General features: G+C 69.6%; 29 protein-coding genes and 1 pseudogene. 22 read left to right on the top strand and 8 right to left on the bottom strand.

What is annotated here, in order from left to right; genetic code table 11:
• The first annotated feature begins 184 nt into the window (after positions 1 to 184).
• On the top strand, positions 185 to 778 hold the full coding sequence (locus ABT147_RS36240) for a hypothetical protein (protein ID WP_351414292.1): 594 nt from the start codon (positions 185 to 187) through the stop codon (positions 776 to 778).
• Positions 779 to 1,085: 307 nt separating this feature from the next.
• On the opposite strand, the gene ABT147_RS36235 is transcribed toward ABT147_RS36240, so the two are convergent.
• Genes ABT147_RS36235 through ABT147_RS36225 form a run of 3 tightly spaced genes read right to left on the bottom strand, consistent with a single transcriptional unit; the run spans position 1,086 to position 4,247 of the window.
• Entirely contained in the window at positions 1,086 to 1,547 is a 462-nt protein-coding gene (locus tag ABT147_RS36235) for a PPC domain-containing DNA-binding protein (protein ID WP_351414289.1), read from the bottom strand.
• 27 nt (positions 1,548 to 1,574) lie between these two features.
• Positions 1,575 to 2,558, bottom strand: a complete 984-nt coding sequence (locus tag ABT147_RS36230; RefSeq protein WP_351414287.1) for an asparaginase — start codon at positions 2,556 to 2,558, stop codon at positions 1,575 to 1,577.
• Between the two features lie 42 nt (positions 2,559 to 2,600).
• The gene (locus ABT147_RS36225; RefSeq protein ID WP_351414284.1) at positions 2,601 to 4,247 is read right to left on the bottom strand and encodes a helix-turn-helix domain-containing protein; all 1,647 of its coding nucleotides are present in this window, start codon (positions 4,245 to 4,247) and stop codon (positions 2,601 to 2,603) included.
• Positions 4,248 to 4,449: 202 nt separating this feature from the next.
• On the opposite strand from ABT147_RS36225, the gene ABT147_RS36220 reads away from it, so the two are divergent.
• Positions 4,450 to 4,764, top strand: a complete 315-nt coding sequence (locus tag ABT147_RS36220; RefSeq protein WP_351414282.1) for a hypothetical protein — start codon at positions 4,450 to 4,452, stop codon at positions 4,762 to 4,764.
• Between the two features lie 104 nt (positions 4,765 to 4,868).
• On the opposite strand, the gene ABT147_RS36215 is transcribed toward ABT147_RS36220, so the two are convergent.
• Positions 4,869 to 5,627, bottom strand: a complete 759-nt coding sequence (locus tag ABT147_RS36215; RefSeq protein WP_351414280.1) for a GntR family transcriptional regulator — start codon at positions 5,625 to 5,627, stop codon at positions 4,869 to 4,871.
• A 242-nt stretch (positions 5,628 to 5,869) separates the two neighbouring features.
• Between ABT147_RS36215 and ABT147_RS36210 the strand changes: the two genes are divergently transcribed.
• From ABT147_RS36210 to ABT147_RS36170, 9 genes are all read left to right on the top strand, one after another.
• Complete coding sequence (locus ABT147_RS36210) at positions 5,870 to 6,247, top strand: hypothetical protein (RefSeq protein ID WP_351414278.1); 378 nt, start codon at positions 5,870 to 5,872, stop codon at positions 6,245 to 6,247.
• A gap of 287 nt (positions 6,248 to 6,534) precedes the next feature.
• On the top strand, positions 6,535 to 7,311 hold the full coding sequence (locus ABT147_RS36205) for a hypothetical protein (RefSeq protein ID WP_351414276.1): 777 nt from the start codon (positions 6,535 to 6,537) through the stop codon (positions 7,309 to 7,311).
• Positions 7,312 to 7,515: 204 nt separating this feature from the next.
• The gene (locus tag ABT147_RS36200; RefSeq protein ID WP_351414274.1) at positions 7,516 to 8,004 is read left to right on the top strand and encodes an ATP-binding protein; all 489 of its coding nucleotides are present in this window, start codon (positions 7,516 to 7,518) and stop codon (positions 8,002 to 8,004) included.
• Between the two features lie 82 nt (positions 8,005 to 8,086).
• A complete protein-coding gene (locus ABT147_RS36195; RefSeq protein WP_351414272.1) occupies positions 8,087 to 8,401 on the top strand; it encodes a WhiB family transcriptional regulator in 315 nt (104 codons plus the stop codon).
• A 209-nt stretch (positions 8,402 to 8,610) separates the two neighbouring features.
• On the top strand, positions 8,611 to 8,802 hold the full coding sequence (locus ABT147_RS36190; RefSeq protein ID WP_351414332.1) for a DUF5999 family protein: 192 nt from the start codon (positions 8,611 to 8,613) through the stop codon (positions 8,800 to 8,802).
• A 106-nt stretch (positions 8,803 to 8,908) separates the two neighbouring features.
• Positions 8,909 to 9,271 (top strand): hypothetical protein, encoded by a 363-nt coding sequence (locus ABT147_RS36185; RefSeq protein ID WP_351414269.1) that lies wholly within the window; start codon positions 8,909 to 8,911, stop codon positions 9,269 to 9,271.
• A gap of 141 nt (positions 9,272 to 9,412) precedes the next feature.
• Positions 9,413 to 11,569: a DUF2637 domain-containing protein gene (locus ABT147_RS36180; protein ID WP_351414267.1), complete on the top strand. Its 2,157-nt coding sequence runs from the start codon at positions 9,413 to 9,415 to the stop codon at positions 11,567 to 11,569.
• Positions 11,570 to 11,819: 250 nt separating this feature from the next.
• Positions 11,820 to 12,299, top strand: coding sequence for a hypothetical protein (locus tag ABT147_RS36175; protein WP_351414265.1), 480 nt, complete (start codon positions 11,820 to 11,822; stop codon positions 12,297 to 12,299).
• The gene (locus ABT147_RS36170) at positions 12,296 to 12,604 is read left to right on the top strand and encodes a hypothetical protein (RefSeq protein ID WP_351414263.1); all 309 of its coding nucleotides are present in this window, start codon (positions 12,296 to 12,298) and stop codon (positions 12,602 to 12,604) included. The genes ABT147_RS36175 and ABT147_RS36170 overlap by 4 nt, the downstream gene beginning before the upstream one ends.
• A 264-nt stretch (positions 12,605 to 12,868) precedes the next feature.
• Here the strand turns inward: ABT147_RS36170 and ABT147_RS36165 are convergent, their stop codons facing one another.
• Complete coding sequence (locus ABT147_RS36165) at positions 12,869 to 13,183, bottom strand: hypothetical protein (RefSeq protein ID WP_351414261.1); 315 nt, start codon at positions 13,181 to 13,183, stop codon at positions 12,869 to 12,871.
• Between ABT147_RS36165 and ABT147_RS36160 the strand changes: the two genes are divergently transcribed.
• From ABT147_RS36160 to ABT147_RS36145, 4 genes are all read left to right on the top strand, one after another.
• Positions 13,157 to 14,929, top strand: coding sequence for an ATP/GTP-binding protein (locus ABT147_RS36160; protein ID WP_351414259.1), 1,773 nt, complete (start codon positions 13,157 to 13,159; stop codon positions 14,927 to 14,929). The two genes, ABT147_RS36165 and ABT147_RS36160, sit on opposite strands and share 27 nt — an antisense overlap.
• A 21-nt stretch (positions 14,930 to 14,950) precedes the next feature.
• A complete protein-coding gene (locus ABT147_RS36155) occupies positions 14,951 to 15,370 on the top strand; it encodes a conjugal transfer protein TraB (RefSeq protein ID WP_351414257.1) in 420 nt (139 codons plus the stop codon).
• Positions 15,371 to 15,450: 80 nt separating this feature from the next.
• Positions 15,451 to 17,586: a chromosome segregation protein ParM gene (locus tag ABT147_RS36150; RefSeq protein ID WP_351414254.1), complete on the top strand. Its 2,136-nt coding sequence runs from the start codon at positions 15,451 to 15,453 to the stop codon at positions 17,584 to 17,586.
• A gap of 83 nt (positions 17,587 to 17,669) precedes the next feature.
• The gene (locus ABT147_RS36145; RefSeq protein WP_351414252.1) at positions 17,670 to 17,858 is read left to right on the top strand and encodes a hypothetical protein; all 189 of its coding nucleotides are present in this window, start codon (positions 17,670 to 17,672) and stop codon (positions 17,856 to 17,858) included.
• 1 nt (position 17,859) lies between these two features.
• Here ABT147_RS36145 and ABT147_RS36140 read toward each other — a convergent pair whose 3' ends face one another.
• The gene (locus ABT147_RS36140; protein WP_167459353.1) at positions 17,860 to 18,021 is read right to left on the bottom strand and encodes a hypothetical protein; all 162 of its coding nucleotides are present in this window, start codon (positions 18,019 to 18,021) and stop codon (positions 17,860 to 17,862) included.
• Positions 18,022 to 18,246: 225 nt separating this feature from the next.
• Here ABT147_RS36140 and ABT147_RS36135 point away from each other — a divergent pair, with 225 nt between their 5' ends.
• Together ABT147_RS36135 and ABT147_RS36130 are read left to right on the top strand one after the other, a co-directional pair.
• Positions 18,247 to 18,741: a hypothetical protein gene (locus ABT147_RS36135; protein WP_351414250.1), complete on the top strand. Its 495-nt coding sequence runs from the start codon at positions 18,247 to 18,249 to the stop codon at positions 18,739 to 18,741.
• A gap of 62 nt (positions 18,742 to 18,803) precedes the next feature.
• On the top strand, positions 18,804 to 18,944 hold the full coding sequence (locus ABT147_RS36130) for a hypothetical protein (RefSeq protein ID WP_351414248.1): 141 nt from the start codon (positions 18,804 to 18,806) through the stop codon (positions 18,942 to 18,944).
• Positions 18,945 to 19,214: 270 nt separating this feature from the next.
• On the opposite strand, the gene ABT147_RS36125 is transcribed toward ABT147_RS36130, so the two are convergent.
• Positions 19,215 to 20,954 (bottom strand): pentapeptide repeat-containing protein, encoded by a 1,740-nt coding sequence (locus ABT147_RS36125; RefSeq protein ID WP_351414246.1) that lies wholly within the window; start codon positions 20,952 to 20,954, stop codon positions 19,215 to 19,217.
• Positions 20,955 to 21,337: 383 nt separating this feature from the next.
• Positions 21,338 to 21,781 (bottom strand): hypothetical protein, encoded by a 444-nt coding sequence (locus ABT147_RS36120; RefSeq protein ID WP_351414244.1) that lies wholly within the window; start codon positions 21,779 to 21,781, stop codon positions 21,338 to 21,340.
• Positions 21,782 to 21,819: 38 nt separating this feature from the next.
• Between ABT147_RS36120 and ABT147_RS36115 the strand changes: the two are divergent.
• The 5 genes and pseudogenes from ABT147_RS36115 to ABT147_RS36095 form a co-directional block, all read left to right on the top strand.
• A pseudogene (locus ABT147_RS36115) lies at positions 21,820 to 22,764 on the top strand (transposase); the annotation flags it as partial.
• Positions 22,765 to 22,776: 12 nt separating this feature from the next.
• Positions 22,777 to 23,079 carry an RRQRL motif-containing zinc-binding protein gene (locus ABT147_RS36110; RefSeq protein WP_351414329.1) on the top strand — a complete coding sequence of 101 codons (303 nt, stop codon included), beginning with the start codon at positions 22,777 to 22,779 and terminating at the stop codon, positions 23,077 to 23,079.
• Positions 23,080 to 23,219: 140 nt separating this feature from the next.
• Positions 23,220 to 24,281 (top strand): hypothetical protein, encoded by a 1,062-nt coding sequence (locus ABT147_RS36105; RefSeq protein WP_351414241.1) that lies wholly within the window; start codon positions 23,220 to 23,222, stop codon positions 24,279 to 24,281.
• A gap of 23 nt (positions 24,282 to 24,304) precedes the next feature.
• Positions 24,305 to 24,754: a DUF3307 domain-containing protein gene (locus tag ABT147_RS36100; RefSeq protein WP_351414239.1), complete on the top strand. Its 450-nt coding sequence runs from the start codon at positions 24,305 to 24,307 to the stop codon at positions 24,752 to 24,754.
• Positions 24,755 to 25,131: 377 nt separating this feature from the next.
• Complete coding sequence (locus tag ABT147_RS36095; protein WP_502983217.1) at positions 25,132 to 25,446, top strand: hypothetical protein; 315 nt, start codon at positions 25,132 to 25,134, stop codon at positions 25,444 to 25,446.
• Positions 25,447 to 25,833: the final 387 nt, after the last annotated feature.

Genomic DNA, 25,833 nt, shown 5'->3' with positions numbered 1-25,833 from the left:
CAGACACAGTACTCCCGTCGCGGCGCGTAACAACACCCCGCCCCACGCCGTGTCGGCCTTGCGAAGCTCCCTTTTGACGCACCGCCAGCTCGGTAGCCGTTTGCCCCTGTGCGCCCGCCCCGGAGATCGCACGGGCATGATGAGCAGCATGCATGCACCGTCGACCGACTCCCAGGACTTGGACGTGGAGTCCTTCGCCACGCCGCTGCAGCAGCGCCGCTTTGCAGCGGCCATGCAGCGCCTCGCCGACAGCCGCGCCCCCGGAACTCCGGTGCGCGTGTACGTGAGCGCTGCCCCGAGAACAGTGGAAACGCCCAAGTGGAATGACTGGCTGGCGCAGATCACACAGGAGCTGCCCGAGGGCGTTGAAGTCCTGCACTACCGCAGCGTTTTCACCGACGACCGGCCGTACGACTGGGCCACATTCGCCGAGGAAGTCGACGGCCTCGTAGTAGTGGGCAAGCAAAAACGAGCGGGCAGCAGGGTCTACCGGTTCGGCCCGGTGGCCCGACTCGAACTCCGCTCGCTCATCGCCCGAAAGCCCGTCCTGCTCTACGCCCACAGTCAGGGGCTCATCCCGGTCATCGACTGCCAGAGCCAGGTCCTCACACCGGAGGGAACGCCGCGACTGAAGCTCATCGCGCCGAAAAGATGGAACCGGGACTCCGTCACCCTCCAGGCCGCGCTGAACGCGCTCAGTCCGGCTACTACGGAGGCCGAGCGGCGCATCGAAGCGCCTGATCACTTCGCCCATCCGTTCGCCGCACCTCCTCGGTGAGATCTTCGAGCCGCTGTTGAGACGAACGCGCAGGTCACGCGCGCAGTTTCAATGATCCGAACAGATTCTTCTGACGCTGCCAATAGGAAATCGACAACATCTCCGGGCCTCCCGTCCGGCGGGCAACTGGCCAAGCTGGCCGCCCGCCTGACGGGAAGCAGAGGACCGGAACAGCATTCACGATCAGCGCCGGATACACCAGGAAGAGGCTCTTCCGGTAGGAACATATAAACGCCGCGGTCGGCCATCGCCGCTTCGGTCAGCGCGCGGCGTCCGTGGCACGGGAGCCGATCTCCTCAGGCGGCCGTCACGCGTCGAAGGTCAGCAGGGGTACGTCGTAGAGATCGGGGTTCTTCGGCCGGGTCATCACCGGGGCGGTGACTTCGACTACGAGCATCTCGACAAGGAACTGGACGCGGGCGCTGAGCAGATGGCTTGTGTGGCCGGTGGCCGATCGCGCCTTCTCTCCCAGCGAGGTGTGGATGTGCGGCAGGACCGTGTCCGTCTCAGCGTCATACGCGAGCGTTCCGCACCCCATGGCCTCCACTCCGGTCAGGTGGACCTTGCTCCACACGGGAGCCTCGGGGTTCTTCAACTTCTCGCAGGCGCCGACGATCTCGGCTTCGGCGAAGCCGGCGATGAACATGGGGATGTAGCCGTGCCGTACGTTGTTGTTGCGGCAGAAGTCGGCGAGGGTGGGAAAGAAGTCGTCGCCGTGATCGAAGGTCACGCCGAAGGTCCGGCCGGTGGTGAGTTCGTAGCTGCGCAAGTTGGGGTCCCGGGGCTGTTGGGTCGGTTACGAGAGGGTGCTGAAGGCCTGGATGATCTGGTCCCGGTCGGCGCTGGCCATCAGTAGTAGCTGAAGCAGAATGCGCGCCTTGACCGGGTCCAGCGTGCTGCCGGAGATCAGCCCGCGGGCGAGCAGGTCCGACTCGGAGCCGGGGAAGCCGTAGGTCTGCCGCAGTACGGGGCCGGATCCGGTGCGGGTGGCCAGGATGACCGGCATGCGCTTGGCGAGGTCGGTGAGGGCGTCCACGCAGGCCCTCGGGACGTGGCCGGCTCCGAACGCAGCGACGACCAGGCCGTCGACGTGGTCACCGAGGGCCTGGAGGAGCGTCCCGTCGTCTCCGATCCCGACCGTGAAGACGGTGGTGCGTGCGGCGGGAGCGATGGCGCTCGGGGGAGCAATCGTCGGGGCCGCGTCGGGGCGGGCCAGAATGCGTACGCGGTCTTCCGCGACGTAGCCGATCGGACCGGGGTACGAGGTGAAGGCGGTGGGGCTCGTGGCGTGGGTCTTGCGGACCCAGCGGGCAGCGTGGATCTCTTCCCCGAACACCACCACACAGCCGGTGCCCCGTGCTTCGGCGCTGGCCGCGGTGCGGATCGCGGCGAGCACGTTCGCGGGACCGTCCGCTCCCGCCATGCTCGCGTTGCGCATGGCGCCGGTGACCACGATCGGCATGTCGCCCGTGGTGACGAGGTCCAGCAGGTACGCGGTCTCCTCGATCGTGTCCGTCCCCTGGGTGACGACCACGCCGTCGACCGCGAGTGTCTCCATCGTCGCGGCGAGCTCGAACAGGTCGGAGAAGGACAGCGACGCGCCGGGCAGACGGCGGAAGTCACGTACCTCCACATTGATGCCGGTGTCAGCGAGTCCTGGTACCGCGGCGATCAGGTCGTCGGCCGACAGCGTTGGCGTGGCGCCGCCGTCGGTCTGCGCGGTCATCGCGATCGTGCCGCCGAGCGAGATCACTGCGACGCGCCGGACGTTGTCGGCCATGGCCTCTTTCCCCTTCGTGAACAGGCAGATGATGGTGCGGGATCAGTGATCGGCCGGAAGAGAGGCCACGTACGCGCAAGCGGCGTCGATGCCAGCCGCGGAGACCAGTCGGCTGCGGGACTGGGTCAGCCCGGACGATCCGTACCGGGCGAGCTGGCCGCACCGCTGGATCAACCAGGACCACGGCAGATCGAGGTACTGCGCCAGAGCACGCAGCCGTCCGGCAGCCGTCGGCGCCGCGGTGAGCGAGTCCGCGTCGACGTCGCGCGCCGCGATCGTGAACTCGCGGACGACCGAGGACCGGGCGGTCACGTCGACGTGCCACATGCCGTCGCCCCTCACCCAGTTCGCGATCACCGCTTCCTTGTCGGGCGAGACCACGAAACCCTCAACGCTCTCGTATGCGGGATCGGACGTGAACTGTGCGTGGATCCCGAGCGACTCCATCAACGCCACGGCCAGGAACAGCAGGACCCGCTCGTACCTCGGAGACGAGCGGACCACCTCCTCCGGGATGCAGAACGCCCGGGTGCTCGTGCTGCCGAGCGCCTTCGTGGTTTCCCGCAGGTACGGGTATTTGTGATCGAAGATCAGCCAGGCGCTGGCCTCCTCACCGCGCTGTTCCCTCGTCCAGAACGCGGGCAGCGCTGGTAGATCCGGCAGCGCCCGGAGGATGTGGCGAGCGCAGAAGTCCGAGCCCAGCCACATGTGGGCGACCATGTTCAACCCGGGTGCGGCTTCCCGGCTGACCGCAGAGGAAGACAGCCGCTCGTAGGCCTTGAGATCGCTGCGGGTCTCGGCAAGAGGCTGGTCATCGGCCTGTAGCGCGTCGTCGTAGTTGCTGACGGCCCACAGAATGCCGTAGGTGAGGTCATCCAGTTCGTAGGCCGTGGGCGCGGCGACTTCGTACACGCCGCCGTTCTTCGCGAGCTTGCTGCGGGCCGATCGGCCGTCCAGAGCGTAGAACCGTGAGACTCCCTCGGCGTTGACGGCCCCGACCAGCAGGCTGCGATTGGGCCGCGTCAGGAATTCCTCAGCCCGCCGCTGGTCGGGGATAGACACGATCACTCGGGTTCCCTCGATGCGCGCGGGGTGGACCTGGAGTGAGAGTTGGGAGCCGAGCATGGAACGGCCTCCTGGGATGAGGGCGTGCCAGTCAACTCCGAAGTCAGGGGTCGGGCGGGACAGCTGAAGGCCCGACCAGTTTTCCGTGGCGGTCTTCGCAAACCCGAAGGGATCCTCGGCGGCGCTGATTGCTGAAGCTGCTGGCATCCCCATGCCGGCAACCGCAGCTGCACCGACCCCCACCCCGGCACGCAACAGCGCGCGTCGATCGAGTGCCACGAGCACCACCGTTCCATCGTCGAGACGTGCAGGGACGAAGATCCCCTCACTGTCTGACGGTGCCGTGTGCGAAAGGGCCGTGGCCAGGCTGACCGGTGTATCGGATACATGGGGCGGCGAACCGGATACATGGGCGGGCTCGGATACACCTCGGTCGATCTCCTGCCACAGCTCGATCAGGAACCCACCAGCACCAAGCGTTCGGTCGATGAGCTCCGCCTCACCCCGGTCCTGAGGTGGGCGGGCCCCGTTCTCCCAACGCTGCACCTTGGAGTGCGAAACGAACGTCCTCGCGGCGAATTCCCGCATGGACAGTCCACGCGCCTCACGCAGCTGTCGGATCATGTAACCAAGGCGGTGCTGGGGAGACTGGTCCGGCGTCAGCACCTTCGGCCTCTGCCCCACGTTGAGCCCCCTCGATGTATCCAAGTCCCTGTATCCGCGGGACGGATACAGGGCAACCGTAGAAGTCACCCAAGATCACGCCTACACCTGGAGTACCGGCTTCTCCAGCCGGGATCCCCAACTTCGGCTCTAGGAGGGCGAGATGAACGAGCTTCGGCATGCCCACGACACGGGGCACCGTGTTGCCGACGCGCATGGCCGCAACATCGATCTCACGCCCACCGGCGCGAGGTTGACACATGACTGCACCTGCTCGAGAGCCATGGCAGGAACCCGGCCGCGCGGACACCCCCGCGGCACGGTGGTCATACGCGTCACGGTCATTCTGACCGGCGGATTGGTCGTAACGGTTCTGCTGGTGGTAATCCGCGACATCGTCACCACCGTGGCCAGCACCAGCGTGACAGGCTTGATTCTTAAGGCATTGCTGACGCCGTCTCACCGGCGGGACCGGTGAGTTCCGTGGCCTCTTGCGATCGGCTTCGTGCACGCCGGGCACTGTGGGTTGGCTCCCTGTGCGGGAGTAGCAACCCACAGCGCCCGGGTCACGAAGCGGGTACATCAGGCGTCGAACTCGTAGTCGAGCACGTACGCCGCCGAGTCCATGGTCATCTCGTTGATCTCCACCGCTCGCCCCTCGGAGTCGAATGCCGTACGGGCCAGCTTGATGACGGACCTGTCAGCAGGGATGGCCAGCCGGGCGGCTTCTTCTGCGGAGGGCATGCGTACGCGGATCTCTTCGCGGAAGCGGGCCGGGGCATGACCAAGGTCGGCCAGACGGGCGTAGATACCGCCAGGGCCGGTGTCGGCTTGAGTGATCGGCGAGCCTGCCACAAGCGATTGGGGAAGGTAGGACTCCGCCACCATGACCGGGCGTCCTTCCATTACATAGCGCCGACTGCGGATGCAGACCGTCTCGCCGGGCGCCAGCTCGAAAACGTCGCTGATGTGGTTCGGCGGGGCCGTGTCTTCCTGAACCGTGATTTGGTCGACGTCCGGAGCGCGGCGGTCGTCTGCCGACCAAATCGTCTTCCCGCTGCCCCACTGCCCGCGGGCCAGCCGGGGAATGCCCCGGCGCCTGATCGGGCGGAACGACTCAACGAACCAACCGGATCCCTTGCGGGACCCGACAAGGCCCTCGCTGCGCAGCACTCCGAGCGCCTGGCGCATCGTCAGGGGTGCTACGCCGAAGTTGGCAGCCAGGGTGTTCTCGCCTGGGAGACGGTCGCCGGGCTGGTAGTCGCCGCGTTCGAGCGCACCCCTCAGTTCTGCGGCGATCCGCAGGTACTTGGGCTGGCTGGTCTGGCCCTCGCGGCTCATCTGTCTCCCAGTGGGTCGGCTCTCTATAGAGCTGATCGTACGGGCGGACGGCAGAGGCAGGCCAAGGCCGGCCCTGACAATTTAGCGCATCTCTCTAATGAATCGTTGACCTCTATAAAGAGATTTGCTCTACTGGAGGCAAGCGAGGTCACGACAAGCGATCTGCCGATCACCCCGTGCTGCCCTACTCGACTCACCGCTCTGAACCAACCAGGTCAGACCCCTTGCGAGAGGACCACCCCATGAACATCACCCGCCGTCCCGCCGCCAGCCTCGCCAGCGAGTCCTTCGACGCCGAAACACTGGCGCTCCTGGCCGAACTTGAGGTGGAGCTCCCCGAGTTCGGCGACGTCGACCTGGACATGGCGTTCGGTATGCCGCTGGAGATGTACGCGGCTGGTCATCTCCCCCATGAGCAGCTGGACGGACTGGACATCAAGGCAGCCATCGAGGCGATCGAAGCCCGCGAGAACCGCATGCTCGCCGCCCGCGACATCGCCGCCGACCCGGTCGCCACCGAGCCGGTGCGCGAGCGCCTGGTCGACGTGCTCATTCCCTACGCCGCGCAGCTGCGCATCATGCCGCCGGCCGCCGCCACGGCCCTGCCGGTCGCGGCCTGACCTCTCCGCTCCCGCCGGGTCTTCGGACCCGGCTCCCCCACCCGGAACCGCCCGCGGGCGGCGCCGGATGAGGGAGCCGGACCCACGGTCCCAATCCCGATCAACTTCATATGTCTGGTTGTCCGTGCTTACACGCCGGCCTTGGTGACGAGTTCGACGCGGTCCCTTGGAGCCTCAGCCAGGTGAGCCACCCGCAGCTATTGCGCTGCCCGCCGGTCAGGAAAAACGGGCCCCGCCCGCTCCTGGCTGAAGGAGAACGCAATCGCGCTACCCAGGGAGTCAACTCGATGCGTCACAACGGCCGCGCCCCCATCAAGGCCAGCAGCCTTCGCCCCGAGCACCTTAACCTTCGGGAGGGCGAGACCCGCATGGTCGTCTGCCTCGAATGCAAGACCTGGCACCGCCTGACCCGGTCGATGATCCACCCCCACCGTGACGGTGTGGAGCAGCCGAAGCCCGAGGGCCGCCGCTACCGCGACGCCTCTGCCAAGGCCAAGCCGTCCAACGGCCGCCGCTGCCCCGGCAGCGCGCAGCGCATCGAGATCGACATCACCCCCGAGCAGTGGACCGAGCGGCTGCTCGCCGCTGAGAGCACGGCGTCCAGCCGGCGCACCACCAACCCGGTCCGCAAGCCCCGCCCCCAGGCCCCGCCTGCGACCACCCAGATGAACTCCGCTGCTCGAGGCCCGCGCGAGCAGCTTGCCGAGCACCTCCAGGACGACTGCTCGCAGTGCCGCCTCGGGCACTGCGCCACGGTGATCGAGCTGCGCAAGCTGATCAGCCGCCTCGCGCAGACCAAGGTCCCCGCTCTGTACGGGCAGCTGCGCACGGCCCTGCAGCAGCACCGCGCCACCTGCTCGCCGTGCAAGGCGGGCACGCCCTGCGAGGCGGGCAGCCGACTCACCGCACGGATCTCCGGGATCGCACAGGACCAGATGCGTAGCACCCGTCCCGACCTGTACCGCACCACCCGCCAGGTCCCGACAGTCCACCTCACCCGCAATGGCTTCGTCGTTCGGACCGCGACCGCCGCCTCGGACGGCCGCGACGCCGAACAGGGTTGAGGCCCGCACGAACGACCACGGCCCTGGCCATCCCGCACGCGGGGAGGCCGGGGCCGTGGCTGCTCGTACTGGCAGTCAAAACGAGCGGCCCCGGGATAGCGCCCCAGGGCCGTTCAGCAGGTCAATCCGTGAGAGGAAAAACCTTTGAGTCCCATCATGACATCTCCCGCGCCTCCCGGTGCACGAGGAGACAGCAGCCCGGACATGGACGACATGCTGCGCCGGGCCCGCATGCACGACCAGCGCCGTCCGCAGCGGCCGGCGCTTCCGGCCTGCGTTCCCGGCCTGTACGTCCAGCACCGCGACCGTGGCTTCGTCGCCCACATCACGGCCTCCGAGGCAGCCTTCAGCACGGTGCGCGGTCTGACCGCCTCGGTGCCGGTGGCGTACGGAGCCAGCCAGGCGACCGCCGACACCGCTGAGTGGCTCGTCTCCGAGCTGCTCGGCAACGCCGTACGGGCCTGCGGTGATCACGTGCCGCTGGTCGTAGAGGTGTACGTCACCGGGCGCAGCGTCCAGGTGAACGTGCACGACCCCGCCGCCGATCTGCTGCCTCACCGCAGCGCGGTGGCGATGGGCAGCGACAGCGCGGAGTCCGGGCGCGGCCTGGGCCTGCTGGACATGCTCGCGCCCGGCTGGGACATCGCGCCCTCGCCGGTCGGCAAGCAGATCCGCTGCCACATCACCAAGTAGCTCAGCCCGACGCCAACACACGAGCCAGCCCCGGGGATTCCGCCCGGGGCTGGCTCGCACACAGACCTGCTGGGAGGCACAAATGAAGATGCGAGTGTCAGTCGCCCTCGTACGCAGCCACGCCTACGCGCCCGTCTCCACCGACGCACCGATCCGGCCCCGCCCGGCCTGCGTCGAAGAGGACCCCGAGCTGTTCTTCCCCATCGGCGACACCGGCCCGGCGCTGCTCCAGATCGAGGAAGCCAAGGCCGTCTGCCGCCGCTGCCCCCTCATCGAGAGCTGCCTCCAGGGCGCGCTGGAGCGGGGCGAGGCCGCGGGCGTGTGGGGCGGGCTGTCCGAGAAGGAGCTCCGCTCCCTCAGGCGCCGCGAGGCCCGCAAGCGCGCCGCGGCCGCCTGACTCCCGCCCGACGGGAGTGGCAGCCAACTCCCTGCCCGCACCGCGCTGTTCAACCAGGCTGGCCGCCCGCCGTATGGGCGGCCAGCCTTTCGCACGCCTCCAGCCCGGGAGAGTCTCGGGCCCGCATCCCCGCAGGAGAGCCCATGCGTAGCAACACCCAGCTCGACACCGCGACGACCACGACCGGGATCACCCGGCTGCCGGACTCGCTGTGCACGCACACCCCGAAGTGCCCGTCAGCCGACAGCACTGACCGCGAGGCCGCGTACGTCGTGGCCGCTCACCCGGAGCAGGGCTGGAGCCTGTTGTGCAACAGCGTCCTGGTCTTCGAGGACACCGGCGAGCTGCTCCCCGACGGCCGGGTCATCGCCCCGCACCGGCCGCTCGTGGTCGTGGCCTGACAGCTGCCTGATCCGCCCGCACCGACCGCCCACCACCGTGGCGACCGGGTCGGGCGGTGACTGGGAGCCGGACAGTCCGGACCACGTGACCCGCCAAGGAGTTGCCGTGCGCGACAGCGCCCAGAGCACCACCCCCGCGATCAAGTTCCAGCGGGGCCAGTTCGTCCTGTACCGCGACCCGGAGATGTTCTGGACCGGGCAGGCCAGCCACACGTTCGTCTGCCGCGTGGACCGGGTCTGCCTGGGCGACACCTACGACCTGACGCCGCTGCCGAAGGGCAGCCCGATCTACTTCGCGAACCCGGAGTACATGCGGCTGCTGCCGTCCGTCGACGCGATGCGCGACATCGACACCGCGCCGCTGAACACCGACGCCGCAGCCGACGACATGACCGCGGCCGCCATCGCCTGGCTCACCCAGCAGCACGCGACCGCCAACCAGCGTGCGGAGCTGCCCGCCCGCCCCTGACCGCCTGCCTCGCGCAGACGGCCCTCCGAGTCCTCGGCATTAGAGCTGCCGGGGCCTCGGAGGGCCTGGTCACGACCCTACCGACCGACGCCGACCCGCGGTGACCTCTTGCACGAGGCGCCGGAAAGAGAGGACACCCCCGTGGCCAACACCACCACCCGGCGCAGGCGGAATGCCGCCCCGGCCGCGAAGCCCCGTGGCGCCGGGCGCGCCAAGGCGACCAAGCCGCCAGCCGCCATCCCCGCCGAGGCCGCCGCCCCCGAAGAGACCACCGTGCCGCTGGTGCACCCGGAGGCCGACCCGGTTCTGGCCGCCGCTGCCGACCGCGGCGCCGACCTCCGGGACCTGGCCTCCGACGACGCCGCGCGCATCCTCGCCGACGGCGAGACCCGCGCCGCCGAACTCCTGGACGGCGCCCGCTCGGAGGCGGCCTCGATCACGGAGGCGGCCACCACCGAGCAGGCCCGCGTCCTGGCCGACGCGGCCGCCGACGCCGACCGGATCCGCACGGAGGCCGCGACCACCGCGGCCGCCGACGCCGACCAGGTCCTGGCCGAAGCCGACGCGAAGGCCAAGCAACTGCTCGCCGACGCCCGCGCGGAGGCCGACACCGTCACGGCGACGGCGTCCAGCAACGCCGACCAGGTTCTCGCCGACGCCAAGGCGGCTGCCGAGCAGCTGCTCGCCGACGCGCGCGACCAGGCACAGGAGGTCAGCACCACGGCGGCCTCGAAGGCCGACACCGTGCAGGCGGAGGCCGCCAAGGTCCTCGCCGACGCGGAGACGAAGCACACCGAGCTGCTCGCGGCGGCGGAGCGCGCCGCGGCGGAGACCCGCACCCGGGCCACCACCGACGCCGAAGCTCTCCTGGAGCGGGCGCGCGGCGAGGCCGACCGGATGCGCGAGAGCGCGGACGACCAGGCCGCGCAGGTGCGGGCCGGGGCGGAGAAGCTGGCCGCCGGCCTTCGCGCCGACGCCGACCGCGCCCTGGACGACGCCCGCACTTCCGCTGAGGAGATGCGGACCGCCACCGACAAGGACGTCGCCCGGCTGCGGGAGCAGGCGGAGAAGGACGCGACGTCAGCCCGGGAGGCGGCGGCCAAGGCCACGGCCGACCAGGCCGCCGCCGAACGCGCCCTAGCCGAGGCGGACCGGGTCCTTCAGGCGGCGACGGAGCGCACCGTGCAGCGGGCGAGGCGCCGGGAGATCCGGACCGACTCCCGCGCCAAGCGGCGCAGGGCCCGCAACGACGCCCGGCCCGCCGGCGGAGTCCCGCCGCTGTCCGGACAGGAGCTGGTCCTGGTCGCCGGGATCGTCCTGGCGGCCGCGGTCGTCTCCACCCTCGGTCTGCTCTCCTCCTACACCGCGCTGGAGACCAAGGCATCGGGGTGGGGCTGGGAGTGGCCGTGGCTGCTGCCGGTCGGCATCGACGTCGCCATCCCGGCGTTCACCGGCGCCAACCTGGTGCTGATCCGCATGGGCATGGAGCTCCGGTGGATCCGCTGGGTGCCGCGCGCGCTGACGGCGGTGACCGTGTACCTGAACTGGAACGCCTCGGACTCCGTGGCGGGGCGCCTCGGGCACGCGGCCCTCACGCTGCTGTGGGTGGTCTTCTCGGAGATCGCCTCCCACGTCTACGCGACGCAGATCGGCGCGGTCACCGGCAAGAAGCGGATGGAGACGGTGCGACGTTCGCGTTGGATCCTCGCCCCGATCCCCACCGCTCGGCTTCGCCGCCGGATGATCCTGTGGGAGATCACCTCCTACGAGGAGGCGCTCACCCGCCTCCAGGAGCAGACGTACCTGCGAGCGCAGCTCAAGGAAACGTACGGCTGGCTGTGGCGCTGGAAGGCTCCGCTGGACCAGCGGATGGCGCTCAAGCTCGACACGGCGCCCGCCGCGCTCGCCGACACGCTCACCCCCGAGGACGCTCACACCATCGAGCGAGCGGAGGAAACCGAGCACGCTCACCCCGACATGAGCGCGCTCACCTCGGGCGAGACTCGCGGCGAGCGTGAGCGCCCGGCGCTCACCTCCGGCGCTCACGAGGGTGAGCGCGCCACGGAGGAGGCGGACGCTCAGCGAGCGGAGAACGCTCGTACGCGCAGCGAGACGGAGGCGCTTACCGAGCGCCGCCACGCACGCATCCGTCTCCTCTACACCGAGCTCGGGCGCCGTCCCGAGTGGACCGAGATCCGCGACGCGCTCACCGACGCGGGCCTGTCCGACACTCCGGTCTCCCGCCCGACCGCGCAGCGGCTGCGCGCTCAGGTCGAAGAGGCCGCCCCGGGCGCGTAGGCGAGCGCCCGGTGAGCGCCGACGCGCTCACCCCCTGGCAGAACCCCTGCCGCTCATGGTCGCCACCGGTCCGCGCTCGCCCACCGAGCGCGGACCGGTGACGGCCACGGCCGGCAGGCCGCTCGCCCGCGCCCGCCCCGAGCGGGGCGCGGGCCAGGCACGACCGAGTACCGCCCCAACCCCCGCACAACAGCCTCGGGGATCGCGGATTTTCCCCTTCCCCAACCCCGAGACCTGGAGGTCTTCTCGCATGAACAGCAACGACGACCAGAAGCACGTGCCTCTGCGCGACGTGGCGCAGAGCCCGGAGGCGACCGCCCGGTACCTGGCCGAGGTTCAGCGGGTTCTGCTGGACATCGGCAAGAACCTGGAGATCCTGGCGATCGAGACCCGCGTGCACCTGCGCAAGACGCACGTGGAGGGTGACCGCTGGTACCACGCGAGGCTGCGGGCGATGCCCGTCGAAAAGGCCCTCGGGAACGTCCTCAAGAACCTGAACAACCTCACCGAGGGCCTGGAAAAGAGCGCCTATAAGCGCCGCTCCCACGACGAGGCCGTTGTGAATACGGCCAAGGACAGGAAGGAAAAAGAGCTGGAAAGGCAGCGGAAGAAGAACCCGCAGCAGCTCCAGGCCGCACCCACCCCGCCGCAGCAGGGTGCACGGCGCCAGAATCCCGGCTATAGTGCTCCTACGTCGATTTATGACCTGGGTAACAGGGAGTCGGCGTGAACCGCCCCCTCAGCAGCGCTGAACGCTCTATCGAACGGCGCAGGAACTGGCTGAAGGAAGAGGCGGACAAAGCCCGCGAATCTCGCGGCGAGGCGGGGCAGATGGAATTCTGGCTCCGCCTGGCACGATCCCGAATCGCCAAGGACGTCAAAGTCGGTCGCGGCGACGTCTACGTCGGATTCGCGCAGATCTGCCGCCTGTTCATCACCGCGATGGACAAGCGAGCGGAGGGCGACGGACGGATCTGGAACGACCTCCTGCAGTACGCGGAGCAGGTCCTCGCGAAGCACCCCCCGCGTCACTGAACGTCACCAGCGAAGGCCCCGCCGGGCTCCGGCGGGGCCTCGCGCGTGTAAAGCGTGCACACGTGCACGTGCACACGCGTGCACACAAGACCCCACGCTCTGTCAAGTCCAGGAGGGAGGTGCATCGTGTCCGACGTGGACGACCCGAACGGGATCCTGGTCCGCGGCCCCTGGCGCGGTGATTCCTCGTACGTGCCACCGCCGATGCCGGATTACGCCGACACCATTCCGTCGCCGGAGGACATTCCCTCCGCGCCGCCTGAGTCACCGGAAGAAACGACGATGGAACTGCCGACGATTCCGGCAGCTCCGGACCCGGCGGCGGCGCTGCGCTCGGACGGAATTACCCCGCCGGAATCCGGGGAAGAGGAAGACGAATACGAGGAAGGCGAATATGTCCAGCCTCGTTCGTTGGCTGACCGTCTCGGTGACTGGCTGGAATTCCGGCTGGAAATGGCGCGGGTCAATCATGAAAGCGAAGCGCCTTTCCGTGAGGCTGAAATAGCGCGGAAAGCTGCGCTGCTGGAGGGCCGCACCGCGCAGGAAGTCGCGATGATGGAGCAGAACGGAAAGCTCCACGCCGCGATGATGAAAGCGAAGGGCGACAAGGCGGCGGCGCGCGGAAAGTCGGACGCCGACCGCATGAAGTCGTCCGGCTCCGGCCTGGGGGCGGACAAGGGCCGCTCGAAGGCCGGCGGTGGCGGCGGGCCCTCGCGCGGCGGGGGCGGCGGCAGCAGCGGTCCGTCCCGCAACAACTCGGGTTCCGGCTCGAAGGGGCCCGCCTCGCGTGGGTCCAACTCCGGCGGCAGCGCGGGGCGTTCGGGGTCCGGGTCGACCGGGGGCGGCAAGGGCGGCACGAAGGGCTCTCAGACGGGCTCTGGCGGCCGCGCAGCCGGTTCCGGGCGCAACGGGGCGTCCGGGGGCTCGAAAGGCTCCCAGGCAGGCTCTGGCAGCTCGAAGGGCGACGGTGGCCGGGGCCAGAACGGCCCGGCCTTCGGCGCCCGCGCTGAGCGCGCCCGCGGCCGCCAGGAGCGCGCCGGGGTCCGGCAGGCCGGACGGCAGGAGCGGCGCAGCGCCGGGCACACCGCCGGCGTCGCCGACCGGACCAAGGACCGCGACCAGGCGCGCGCTCAGCGGCAGCAGGCGTGGGAGGACCGCCGGGCCAAGAAGGCGGAGCGGGCGGAGGCACGGAAGGCGAAGCGGGAAGCCGCGGCGTCGGCCGACCCGGGCCGCACCACGCTGGGCAAGGCCGTCGGCGAGGAAGCCCAGCGCCGCTTCGACAAGCGCCGCGCCGACGCGAAGGCCGCCGCCGACGCGAAGGATGCCAAGGCGGCCGGCACCGAGAAGGTGAACCTGACCAAGGACAAGGACTCCAAGGGCAAGGGCACCGACGGCGGCACCGACGGCAAGGACGGGAAGGCCGCCAAGGACGGCCCTGACGGGGCTTCCAGCGCCGCGAAGGACGGCAAGGTGGGCGCTGCGCCGGGCACCGACTCAACGGCCGGTGACGGGGCGTCTGACGGTGCGAGGAAGCGGCGCCGGTTCTGGCGCCGGCGCACCGGCGGCACGGGCCGGTCCGGACGGCGCGGACGTACCAGCCGCACCGGCCGGACCGGGCGGGCAGGGCGTGGTCGTACGGGTCGCGCCGGTCGGCGTGGCCGTCCGGCGGACAGCCCGTTCGGCGCGGAGGACTCCACGCCGAAGTGTGAGTGGCCCGGCCGTCCGGCTCGCTCGCCGCGCACGGACAGCAAGGGCGAGGACGACATCGTCGACGCGGACATCGTCCCTGACGGGCCCGCGGCCATGATGACCGGTGTGAAGGGCCTGCCGCCCGCGCCGGAGCCGCACACCGCACGGCCCGGCACCAGTCGGCCGACCAGCACGGAAGGGAGCAGCGTGAGCAGTTCGGAGGTCAGCAGGCCGTCCGGCGCGGGCGGCCTTGGAGCCCAGCACCGTACGGACATCACGTTCGACGAGTACCTGGTGGAGATGGCGAACATCGCCATCCAGGCCGCGTCCGACCAGGAGCGGGCCGAAGCCCTCGGGGAGGCCCTCGACAAGGTCGCCGACGCCCTGCGGGACATGTCCGCCGACCTGATCGGCGACCACAACGTCACCACCGAGGTCACCGAGCTGATCTCGGATCTGGCCGACGCTGCGGCCCGCATGAAGCAGCAGGCCGAACGGTGCGCGTCCGAGTGCGGTCTGGCCCTGGAGGCCGCCAAGCTCGCGGCCGCGATGGTCGCCCGCATCTACGGCGAGGACATGGCCGCGAAGGAAGACGCGGGCCTGAAGTACGTGTCGGCCGCCGCCCACCACGACTAAGACGAGGGAGGAAACCCGCTGATGAGCAGCGATCTCGCACCCCGCCCCAGCGGCGCGGCGCCCGCCGTGGCCGACGGTGACAACCGCTACAAGGCCGTCCAGGCCAAGCTCGACACCCTCGGGCGCGCGCTCGAGGACGCCGGGCTCGGCCTGGAGGAACTTGTGCGCAGCGTCAAGAGGAACGCCAAGCGTGCCGAGGACGCGGCCCGCGACGTCGACAACGCCGAACTCGACCCGAAGTTCGTGGAGCTGACCAGCAACGTCGGTGTCGCCCTCGGGGGCGCCGGGGTGCAGGTCAAGAAGCTGCACGACACCGCGCAGGAGACCGCCGACCTCACCTACGAGACCAAGCGCACCCACTCCAAGCTCTACGGCGCCCTGGACGACATCCGCTCCAACCGGCGCGAGAAGACGCCCAAGCCGGGCTTCTTCAACCGCTGACCCCCACTCCCCCACCCCCGCCACGGGCGGCCCCGCAGATCTCGCGGGGCCGCCCGTCCCGTTTCCCGAAGGAGAAGCCGGTGACGACCACGCCGCGCAGTGTCGCGCTCGAACGCCTCGCCTACACCCTCGCCGCGCCCGTGCTGGCCGTGGCCCCGAACCTCTATCCCGACAGCCCCGTCAACCAGGTCGTGCAGCTGGCCGGCGCGGCCGGGATCGGCGGCTGGTTCCTCGCCGCCAAGAGCGATGAGCCCGGCGCCGGACGCAAGATCCTGCGCTGGTCCCCGCTGGTCCTGGCCGCCGCCGTCGACGTCGCCGCCAAGACCACCACCGGCTGGGGCCCGTACTGGCTGGACGGGCTGCTCGCCGCCGGATGGGCGGCGGCCGGCTACCTGGTGATGCCGTTCTCCCGGCACGCCCGCCGCCACCACCGTCCCGCCGCCGCACCGGCCCCGCAGCCGGCGCCCACCGAAGTCCTCGAGGAGTCGGTGGCGCAGCCGGACGACGGAGCCGACCTGCTCACCCGCGACGCCAGGGTGCTGTGGGAGCAGGCCGGGATGCCCGGCCGCACGCACATCGTCAAGGCCACCCGGCACGACGGTCAGCGGCACGACATGACGATCCTGCTGCGCGCCTCGGAGACCGGACGTCCGATCACCGGTCTCACGGAGGCCGTGGTCGCCGCGCCGTTCGGCGTGCACTCCAGCGACGTCGTCCTGGCGGAGGTCGCCATCCAGCCCGGCCGCCAGGGCGGGCCCGGCTGGATGGAGGCCCGCATCACCCCCGACGCCAACCAGCGCCGCCGCACCAAGCCGACCGCGCAGGAGCGCTGGACGGACCGGGTCGGCGGGCCCAAGGGCGGCGCCCCCGGCTCCGAGCTGGTCCACAGGACCCGCGACGACGAACGCGGGGTCACGTTCTACAGGGCGAAGATGGCCGATGCCACCGAGACCCCGCGCATCGACCTGGCCAAGGTCTGCCGCGCGCTGAACCTGCCCGAGGACGACTCCTGCGTGTTCGTCCTCATCGACGGCAGTGAGTTCCTGATCAGCGCGTTCGACACCCCGCCGCTCAGCGCGATCTTCCCCGCCACCCGCGAGCTGCTCACCCCGGACGCCAAGGGCATGTATGTGTGCGGGTTCACCATCACCGGCCAGCCGGTGAAGAGCATGGTGTACCAGCACGACAAGAACGCCGCAGCCCACGGCCTCATCCTGGGCGTGTCCCGCTCCGGCAAGACGCAGTATTTCGCGATCAACATGGCCGCCCAGTCCCTGGACAGCCAGGTGGTGTGGCTGTCCACCGTCCGCAAGGACGAGAAGACCACCGTGCTCGGTCGGTACATCGACCGGCAGGGCTCGAACGCGCTGTGGATGGCGCGGCAGCTGCGGGCGGCGAAGGCGCTGTGTGAGATCAGGGCGGAGATGCCCTGGCCGCACGACGGCGAGCCGCACGACTACAAGCCCGGCGATACGCGCTGCCCCTACCGGCAGTTGAACGTGTACGCGGATGAGTTCATGACCGCGGCGCAGGACGGGGACTTCGGCGAGTTCATCCAGAAGGACGGCGACGATCTCACGGTCACCGGGCTCAAGTACGGGATCGGCTTCAACCCCGCCGGCCAGTCGCCGTTCGCGCACAACGGGTTCTCCACGGAGATGAAGGACAACCTGCGGCAGAACTCCCGCCCGGTCATCTTCAACATGGGTTCGCCCGGCGCCACCCGTAAGGCGGCGGAGGGCACCATGGAGAACGCCTACGACGTGCCGACCATCCCGGCCCGCTACTCCCGCAGCGAAGGCTCCGCGATCGAGCGGGCCATGAAGGGCGAGGCCGACCCGGAGAACGGGGTCAGCACGGGCGGCGTCGCGGTCATCGTCCTCGACAACGGCCGCGCCGTGCTCATGCGGTCGCTGTACGCGGACTTCGACACCGACCTGTCCAACCTGTTCCCCGACGAGGTCAACCGGCTCACCGACTACGAGATCAGCGAGTTGGAGAAGCGCGGCCTGTGGTTCGACTGGAACGAGCCCGTGCGGCCCGGCGAGTTCTGGCCCGAGCCCGACGAGGACGACGAGGGCGAGGGACGGTCCCGCCGGCGCGGCGGCGGCAAGGGCGGAGGCGGGCGCGGCTCCAAGGGCGGCAACCGCCGCTCCGAGCAGGTCGCCTCTCCCCGCCAGGCGCTGGAGGCCATCAAGAACCTCACCGACGCCTGATCACACCCCATCCATCCCCGGGGCCGGGCCCGCCCGAGCGCGGCCGGCCCCACCCGACCCCCTGTGAAGGAGCACCAACCGCCGTGGCCCTCTCCATCTCCGCCGCCGCGCTGCTGGGCATCATCGTCGTCGTCCTGGTCAAGGGCGGCTACGTCCGCGTCGGCTCGGCACTGGCCTGCACGCTGTTCGGCTTCACCCTCGCCGCCACCGGCCTCGCCCCGACCATCAACAGCGGCCTCGCCTCGCTCGCCGGACTGATCTCCAGCTTCTGAACTACGCCTCGGTCCACGGCGGGTCGGGCGTGTAGTTGAGCCCGTCGCAGAAGCGGCAGTCCCACTCCGAGGGCACCTCCCACTTGTCGACCCAGAAGCCGACCTGCTTGCCCACGAAGAAGTTGTCCCCGCCGCACCACCCGCACTCGAAGACGAACTCCACCCGATCCCCTTCCCCGGCGCCTGTCGGTTTCGAGGATGCCCGGGGCGCAGGTGCGGTGACTACCCACCCGCCAGCCCCAACTCACCTGCTGCACAACGCCGAAGGGCGCCGCCGGACACGATGCCGACGACGCCCTTCGCCGTTGCGCGCGGCCACTCCCCCACGCGCCCTCCCGGCCACCACGGCCAGGAGGGCGCGCACCTTCCCGCGTGATCGGAGAACCCCATGGACCCCCTGCACAACACCCAGTCCGGCATGCCCGAGACCGAGGCCGCGGCCGAAGCCCGCCGCCTGATCGACGACTGGGCGAGCAAGCCCGTACGCCACCACCCCACCTCGTTCCGCGACGACACCGAGCCACCGGCCTACGGCGATGCCCCGCCCGTGAAGCAGGAGGACAGGCGGATCGTCCCGGCCTGGGCGGCCGGGATCGCGGTGGCCTCTATCGGCGTGGGCGCCGGGGTCACCGGCATCGGCTGCGGTGCCTGGCTCGTGCTCCAGGGCCTGTCCTCCGTCACGTTGAACGGCGTCCTCATGGTCACCCTGCCGTTCGCGGGCATCGCGATGGTCGCCACCGCCATCGGCGGCGCGATCAGCAAGGCCCGCGCGGCCGTCACCAAGAACGTCTTCGAGGGTCCGGTCACCCACCACACCGAGATCCACAACAACAGCACCACGCGCGGGGCGTTCTTCGCCCGCACCCGCAACGAGATCCGCTGACCGGCTCCGGCCAGCCCGCCACCGCCCTCCGCCAACCCCTCCGCCGAAGGAGCAGCAACGCCATGCCCCACAACGACAAGCCGGTCAACGGCCAGGAAAACCCGTCCTTCTTCGACCTGATCGACCAGACACGCCCGCCGCCGGTCCTCGAGCTCGACGGCAAGCCCGGCACCCGGCGGCTCGCGCGGCTGCGCGCCGCGTGAAAGGAGTCCTGGGAGGAAGGCGGCTTCCTCTACCAGCGGTGGGAAGAGGTTTTCCAGGCCCGGCACGGCAGCTGGCACGAGGTCGCTGGGCCGGCTACCTAGCGGCCCTGAAGAGCGAAGCTACTGGCAGGTACGCGTAGCGAAGCTGATCTCGGAATTGCCCGGCGCCGTGGGCGCCCCCTCCCGAAGCTGTCCGGGCAACGTCGCTACCCACGCGGGCACATCATGCCCAATGTCGCTGGTGTGGCCCTCACTCGGCAGTGCGTCGGTCTAGCGTTTGACGCGGCTGCGGAGGGCAAGGACGGCCAGGCCGAGGAGGACGGGTTCAGTGAGGCGCGAGGCCATTTCGGTGTAGTTGCCGGCGGTGGTCAGGTCCTGGCCGGAGGAGCGGAACACCACCGAGTTGATCACCACCCGCAGCGCCTTCTCGAACCGCTCGGTGGTGACGCGCTCGCCCCACGGTCCGGTGGGGTTGACGGGATCGGGAGTGTCGGTGGTGAGCGTGATATTCCGGCCGACCGCCACCTGACGGCCGGTGGTCTGCGGTTTCGGATCCTCCGCTGGAAGCCCCCATACCATCAGCGCCACAAGGGTGACGGTCATGGCGCCTAAGAGCCAGACCAGGGCGCGGGTCGCACGCAGCCCATAGCCCGACAGCGCCCAGTACGTCGTCAGCAGTGCCCGCTCGGCCAAGGATGAGCCGTCGGTGTCATGGCGGCGCATCTCGCACTCGCCGTAGTAGAAGTCGGCGGCTCCGGGTTCGTTCTTGTCGTCCTCCAGCGACTTGCGGAGCTGTCGGTAGAGGACGGCCAGCGCCGTCGGCTTCAAGACCGTGGTGCCCTCGGACGGGAGTAGCCAGCCGCGGGCTAGGGCGGGGCGGACGTTCTGAGCGCGCCAGTAGTGCTCCTCGACCAGGGTGCGTCGAGTGCTCCATCGCCAAGCGAAGTGCCGGTACCACTGGGTACCGATGGGTGTGCTGCCGAAAGTGCACCAACCATCCACACGGAGCTGGTCGAGGTGGATGGCGCCGGCGAACCGGCAGGTGCTCAGGTCGATATCGTGCAGTGCCAGGTGCGCAGCGTCCACTCCGTTCACGGACGTCAGACACACACGCGGATCGTTACCGGAGAACTCTGGTTCCGGTAGTGAGCGGCCTCGGGAGTCAGTAAAAGGTGCGGTTCGGGCGATGACCGTCAGCGGGTACTCGACGGCGGCATCAGTAAGGTCCAGGTCGGCGTAGCGCAACCGCAACGTCGCCGTGGACGACCACCAAGCCCGGGTACATTCGACTCTGGCTGCAGCCGCCTCGATGATCATCGGGCTGGTGAAGGCCGTACCGGTCATACCCAGCGTTTGGGCGCATACCAGAGGCCCGAAGGAGAAGGGCACCTCGAAGCGGGCGGTATCGAATCGTGCGGCGCTGGAGAACCGGGCCTCATCGAACCGCGCAGCAGCACAGAACCGCGCTCCAATGAACCTGCCAGGACCGATGAACCGCGCCCCGATAAATCGCGCCGTGCCGGAGAACCGTGCGCCGTCGAACCAAGCGGTACCGGAGAACTGCGCCCCGATGAACCAAGCGGTACCGGAGAACTGCGCCCCGATGAACCAGGCGTCGCCGGAGAAGTACGCCTCATGGAATGGGGCAGTTTGTGCGAACTCCGCCTCATCCAGCCGGGCGATACCCAGACGCGGGCGATTAGTTGCCGGATCCTGCAGAGCGGCAAGCAATTCGGTCAGTAAGCCTGCGGTGAACGGGGTGCCGCGGTGGTCGATGTCGGCGCCGGGGGACAGGGCCGCCAGGTAGGCGGAGCGGCCACCCTCGTCTAGATGGGCCAGACAGGCGGTGTGCCCGGAGACGTGGATGCCTCGGCAACCCACTGGGTCCTCTTGCGTGGATTCGCGGCCGCAGTGCGGCCAGTTCGGTGGGGTGCTGGAGGGCACTTCGGGGGTTGCGGACGTCATGTCCGAAGGACGATCGGGCACGGCCAGGCGGTTGCCCCATTTCATGGGGAGAGTACGACCGCCAGCGCGGTGCTTCGCCACCGGTCAGGTCACCAGGGAACCTGGCGACGTCAGCACAGGATCGAGCACATCAAAATGACTGGCAAAACCGGAGTTCAGCGTATTTCGTCGGTAGCCCCTTCACAGCAGCCGCATGCACAGGGGCACCTGAGGCAGTGCCCGTCTCACTGAACCTTGGCCGATCTCACTGAACTTTGACCGGGTTCGCAGTTGAGCAGGGGTCCGGGCCCCGAGGCCCCGCATCGGCGGGCAGCGGCAAAACGAAGCCGGGCTGATCATGGGTGCCATCGTGGAAGCGGAGGTCTGGCCCTGTTACGGCACCGCCGCGTACGTCGAACACTGGGGAACACTCGTCAGTGGCTGGCCACTCACGCGGAGCACGGTGGCGAAGACTCGTCGGCAAAGGGGGTGACCGGGCCCGGCCAGGTGAAGGCGAAACGGTGGGAAGGCCGGTCGTACGTCACTGCGGCACCGCAGGGGGCGAGCCCGAAGCGGCGGTGGATCCAGCCGTCGAGAGCAAGAGCAGCGACCTCCGAACGGTAGTCGGCGCCGGGGTACGTGAACGCGCCGACGTCGAGGACCAGGGCCCGGCCGTCGGCCAACTGCTCGGCGTGCAGGGAAGCGCCGAAAGCAAGCCAGGCCGCGTCCAGCCAGTACGGGGCACGGTCCGCGGGGAGCCGCAGGTACAGCGAGCGGTTGATGAGGAGGCCGGTCAGGGGTGGGGCGTCGTCCGTCTCGTACGCGTCGGCGCGTAGATCTGCGGCCAGGCCCATGCCGGCGTGGAGATAGCGGTATCGGAAGGTGTCGTACATGGCGCACATCCTTCGCGACGGACCGCTTCCGATCCTAGTCTGACCCTGGCGATGCCCTGGTCCTCGCGAACATCCTGCGCACCGACATGCACGCCCACCGGCCGCTGCCCAACGACAGCGACCTCGGCCGAGCCATCGCCGTTGTCCTCGCCCGTGCTCAGCAGGACTCGCTCTGGAACCGCCAGCAGCTGTCCAACCAGCTCCGTTCGCTGCTGCGGGAGTACTACCCGGCCGCCTTGGCGGCCTTCGAGCCCTGGCGAAACGGCCTGTGTCGGCCGGAGGCCAGGGAGCTCCTCAAGGCGGCACCGACTCCGACCCGGGCCGCGCGGCTGACCCGCACGCAGCTGGAGGCCGCGCTCAAGCAGGCCGGCCGCAAGCGCGGCATCACGGCCGAGGCCGAGCGGCTCCGCGACGTCTTCCGCGACGACTACGCCCACCAGCCGCAGCTCGTCGAGGACGCACTGGGCAAGCAAATGCTGGCCCTCCTGCTCCAGTTGGAGGCAGCCTGCACCGCCGCCGCCGCCGCCGACCTCACCGAGGCGGTCGAAGAAACTTTCCCTCAGCACCCGGACGCTGAGATCATCCTCAGCTTCCCCGGCCTCGGCGTCCAGCTTGGTGCCCGGGTGCTCGCCGAGATCGGAGACGACAAAGCCCGCTTCGCGGACGCCCGCGGCCTGAAGGCATACGCCGGCGCTTCGCCCATCACAAAGGCCTCCGGCAAGAAGTCGAGCATCACCCGCAGGTGGGTGAAGAACGACCGGCTCAACCATGCTGGCTACCTCTGGGCCTTCGCCTCCATCACCGCCTCGCCCGGCGCCAAGGCCCACTACCGGCGCCGCCGTGACGACCACGGAGACTGGCACGCCGCCGCCCAGCGCAACCTCTTCAACCGCATGCTCGGGCAGCTCTACTACTGCCTCCAGCACCACACGCTGTTCGAAGAACACACGGCCTTTCCAACCATTTTTGCCGCAGCTGCTTGACACGTTGAGCGCCTGAGGTGTCTGCGCTGTAAGTGGTGCTCCTACCGGCCGCAGTGGTCGTACAACCACCCCACCCGGGGCTTCCTGCTCCGTGTCGACCTGGCGAAGCCCAAGCGGACTCCGACGCTCGCTCAGGAATGGGCCCTGGACCGGGCTATGGCAGCCCGCCAGACCTGCGGCGACTGCGGGAGACGGTTCTTTTTCTGCCTCTCGAAGAAGCTCGGCTGTTGCATCGAGTGCTTCGACGGAACGCCCGTGGATCCCAGCAGCCTCATGACCCTCCCGGCCCCGGTCCCTCACCGGCTGGCCGCGTGAGCCGAACTCCGTCCCGACCGTCCGGGCCGGGACGGGGCCCGCACAACCCGGGTGGCCGCAGCACCGGCAAAGGCCGGCCGCCCGCTCCCTCACCCCTTCGAGATCGGGAGAAACCCAGCATGCATGCTCACCGTCCCGCCGTGTTCGCGGCCCTGCTCGGACTGACCCGCGCCGCCAGCGCCATCGGCGATTTTTGGATTCAGGACGGCTTCTGTGCCCGCGTGAAGGGCGCCTCCGACGACCACCCGGTCACCTACGAGGACCCGGACACGAAGGAGAAGACGACCCACGGCACGGCCGACGGCTGTAAGGCGTGCCTTCACCACTGCCTGACCTACACGGCCACGCAGGCGATCGTCGCCGGGGTCGGCGCCCGTGCGCTCGGCATCCGGGTCCACCCGGCGGCCGCCGCGGCCGCGCTCGCGGTGTCCTTTGGAACCCACTACGCAGCGGACCGACGCGTGCCGGGCGAGGGCTTTCTGGAGAAGCTCGCCACCAAGACCGGCAAGGGCAACTTCTACCGGCTGGCCTCGCACGGAATGAATGGCGCCTTCCACCTCGATGTTCTCTGCACCAACAAGGGCGCTGCCGAGCGGAGGAGGTTAGTCCTGTGCGAGCCGGAGCCGTCCGAGGGAGCGCTCGTCTGCAAGCCACTCGTCGGCCTCATGATCGGCAATGAGTGCTGCCAGTCCAGCCCGCAGTTCAGGTTCGAGGTGGCTGCAAGCGTCTGTGAACGTCCTCAGGTCATCAGTGCTACCCAGAAGGGTCAGGAGCTGGAGGACTTGGCCGCTGTGGTCACGTGGGATGTTCAAGAGGTCGGCGGCAGCCGTGATCGTGCCACTGACCAGGTGCTGGCTGGGGAATTGCTCCAGGGCACCGTAGATAGCTTCGTGGGCGCCGTATCCCTGCTCCACTTGGAGCGACGCGATCAAGGCGTGAACTGCTGCGGGGCCCTCGGTGCCGTCGACCATGTCCGCAAGGGCGACGTAGCGGTCGTAGAGGTAGCCGGCCTCTTCGTCGGTGACGGAGGTGTCACCGTCCTGGACGAGCACGCCTGTCCAGAGCAGCTCTCGCCGCCACGCATCGAAGTCACCGAATGGCATGAGTGCTCCCTCTCACGGCGGCCCGCTGGACTGATGACGGGTTCGACCTCGGACATTACCGAGCTCTCGGGTCGCGGCCTTCTGGTGGGTGCCCGATGACAAGCGTTGAGCAGGTCGCCACGGTGGCGACGTTCGGTTCGGTGTGGGCAGTGCTCGCGGTCGGTCACAACCTCGCGGACCACGTGATCGGGCAGACCGACCACCAGGCCGAGGGCAAGGCGGCGCCGTCGGCGGCCGAGGTCGCCGACGGCGTTAGCCCGAGGCAGGGCTGGGGCGCGTGTCTGGGACACGTAGCCCAGTACCACCTGGTGATGGCCGTGATGCTGGGCCTGGTCTGGGCTGTCCTCCCGCTTCAGATGTCCTTCACCGGACTGGCGGCGGGGCTGGCCGTCTCGATCGTGACGCATGCGTTCTTCGATCGCCGGTGGCCGGTGCGCTGGTTGTTGGAGCACGTCGGGTCGAAGGGCTTCGCGGAGCTGAAGGCCGCGGGGATGAACGGCATGTATTTGTCCGATCAGGCCCTGCATCAGACAGCGCTTCTCGCCTCCGCTCTCCTGATCACCCTCCTGTGAGCTGGGGATTCTGGTGAGGGACTGCGGGAAGTCCGAGCGGAACCGGCCCGGTTCGCTCGAAGTGCCGGGCCTGTTCTCGCTTGCTACGCAGGAAGGTGAGGGTGAGGTCGAGCCGTCGATCTCACCTCGCCAGTCCTCGGCGACGGCGCGTTCGCGGCGGGCCAGGAGGTCCTGGAGCACGCGATCGGCCACCTCACCGACGCGCTGACCCTCACCGATGACGACCAGCGAGATCGGCTGGCACGGGCGCGCACGCATCTGCGGTACGCCATCGAAGCCACCCGCTGAACTTCTGCGCGTTGAGCGCACTCTGTGCCGCCCCGGACCCGCCACTGCCGGGCCGGGGCGGTCGCAGTGGCCCCTCAACACGAAAGGAGATGGACGTGACCCTGCCCTACTACGAGGTCGACGTCCCGATCAGGAACACGGCCCAGCCCGGCATGAGCGGTCTGCACGTCTTCACCGGCCCGGCCACCAGCACGGGTGAGGCCGTACGGCTCGCCCACGAGGTCTACGCCGCCGCCGTCGCCGCACAGCAGGCCGGGCTTGAGATTCCCCGCAAACGGTCGGACGGCTGGGGCGCATATGGCGTGCGGCCCGGCTGGGAGCCGGACTGGTTGGCCGCGTCGGCCGGCCCCTGGGACGACCCGTACAGCTGGCGGCACCCGCACGCCAGCGACTTCCACCAGTAGCTCCGCCCCGGGACAGCCGCTCTGCTTGCCGGCTTGACGGCTGTCCCGGGCCCACCTATCCCGTGAGACGAGACGGAGAACCCAAGTATGTCGTCCCTCCTGCGCGTTCAGGGCCGGATCGGCCAGCGCACCCTCTTACTGACGACCGCCGCCGTGCCGTTTACCGGCTGGATCGTGCACGCCCTCGCGCTGCACCGGCGGCTCGCCGCCGCGAAGAAGGACCCGCTCACCGGGCTCCTCCGGCGCGACGCGTACACCGCCCGGGCCCGGCAGGTCCTGCGCCGACACGGCGACGACACCGTCGTGGGGGGGGGGGGGGGGGGGGGGCCGGGCGGGGGAGATGATCGACGGCAACCAGAAGGAGAGGGGGAGGAGCGAGGGGGGGCC

Source organism: Streptomyces sp. NPDC001868, from assembly GCF_040297125.1.
Lineage (GTDB): Bacteria > Actinomycetota > Actinomycetes > Streptomycetales > Streptomycetaceae > Streptomyces.
The sequence above is the reverse complement of the archived record's forward strand: the minus strand, read 5'-3'. Positions and strand labels throughout refer to the sequence as shown.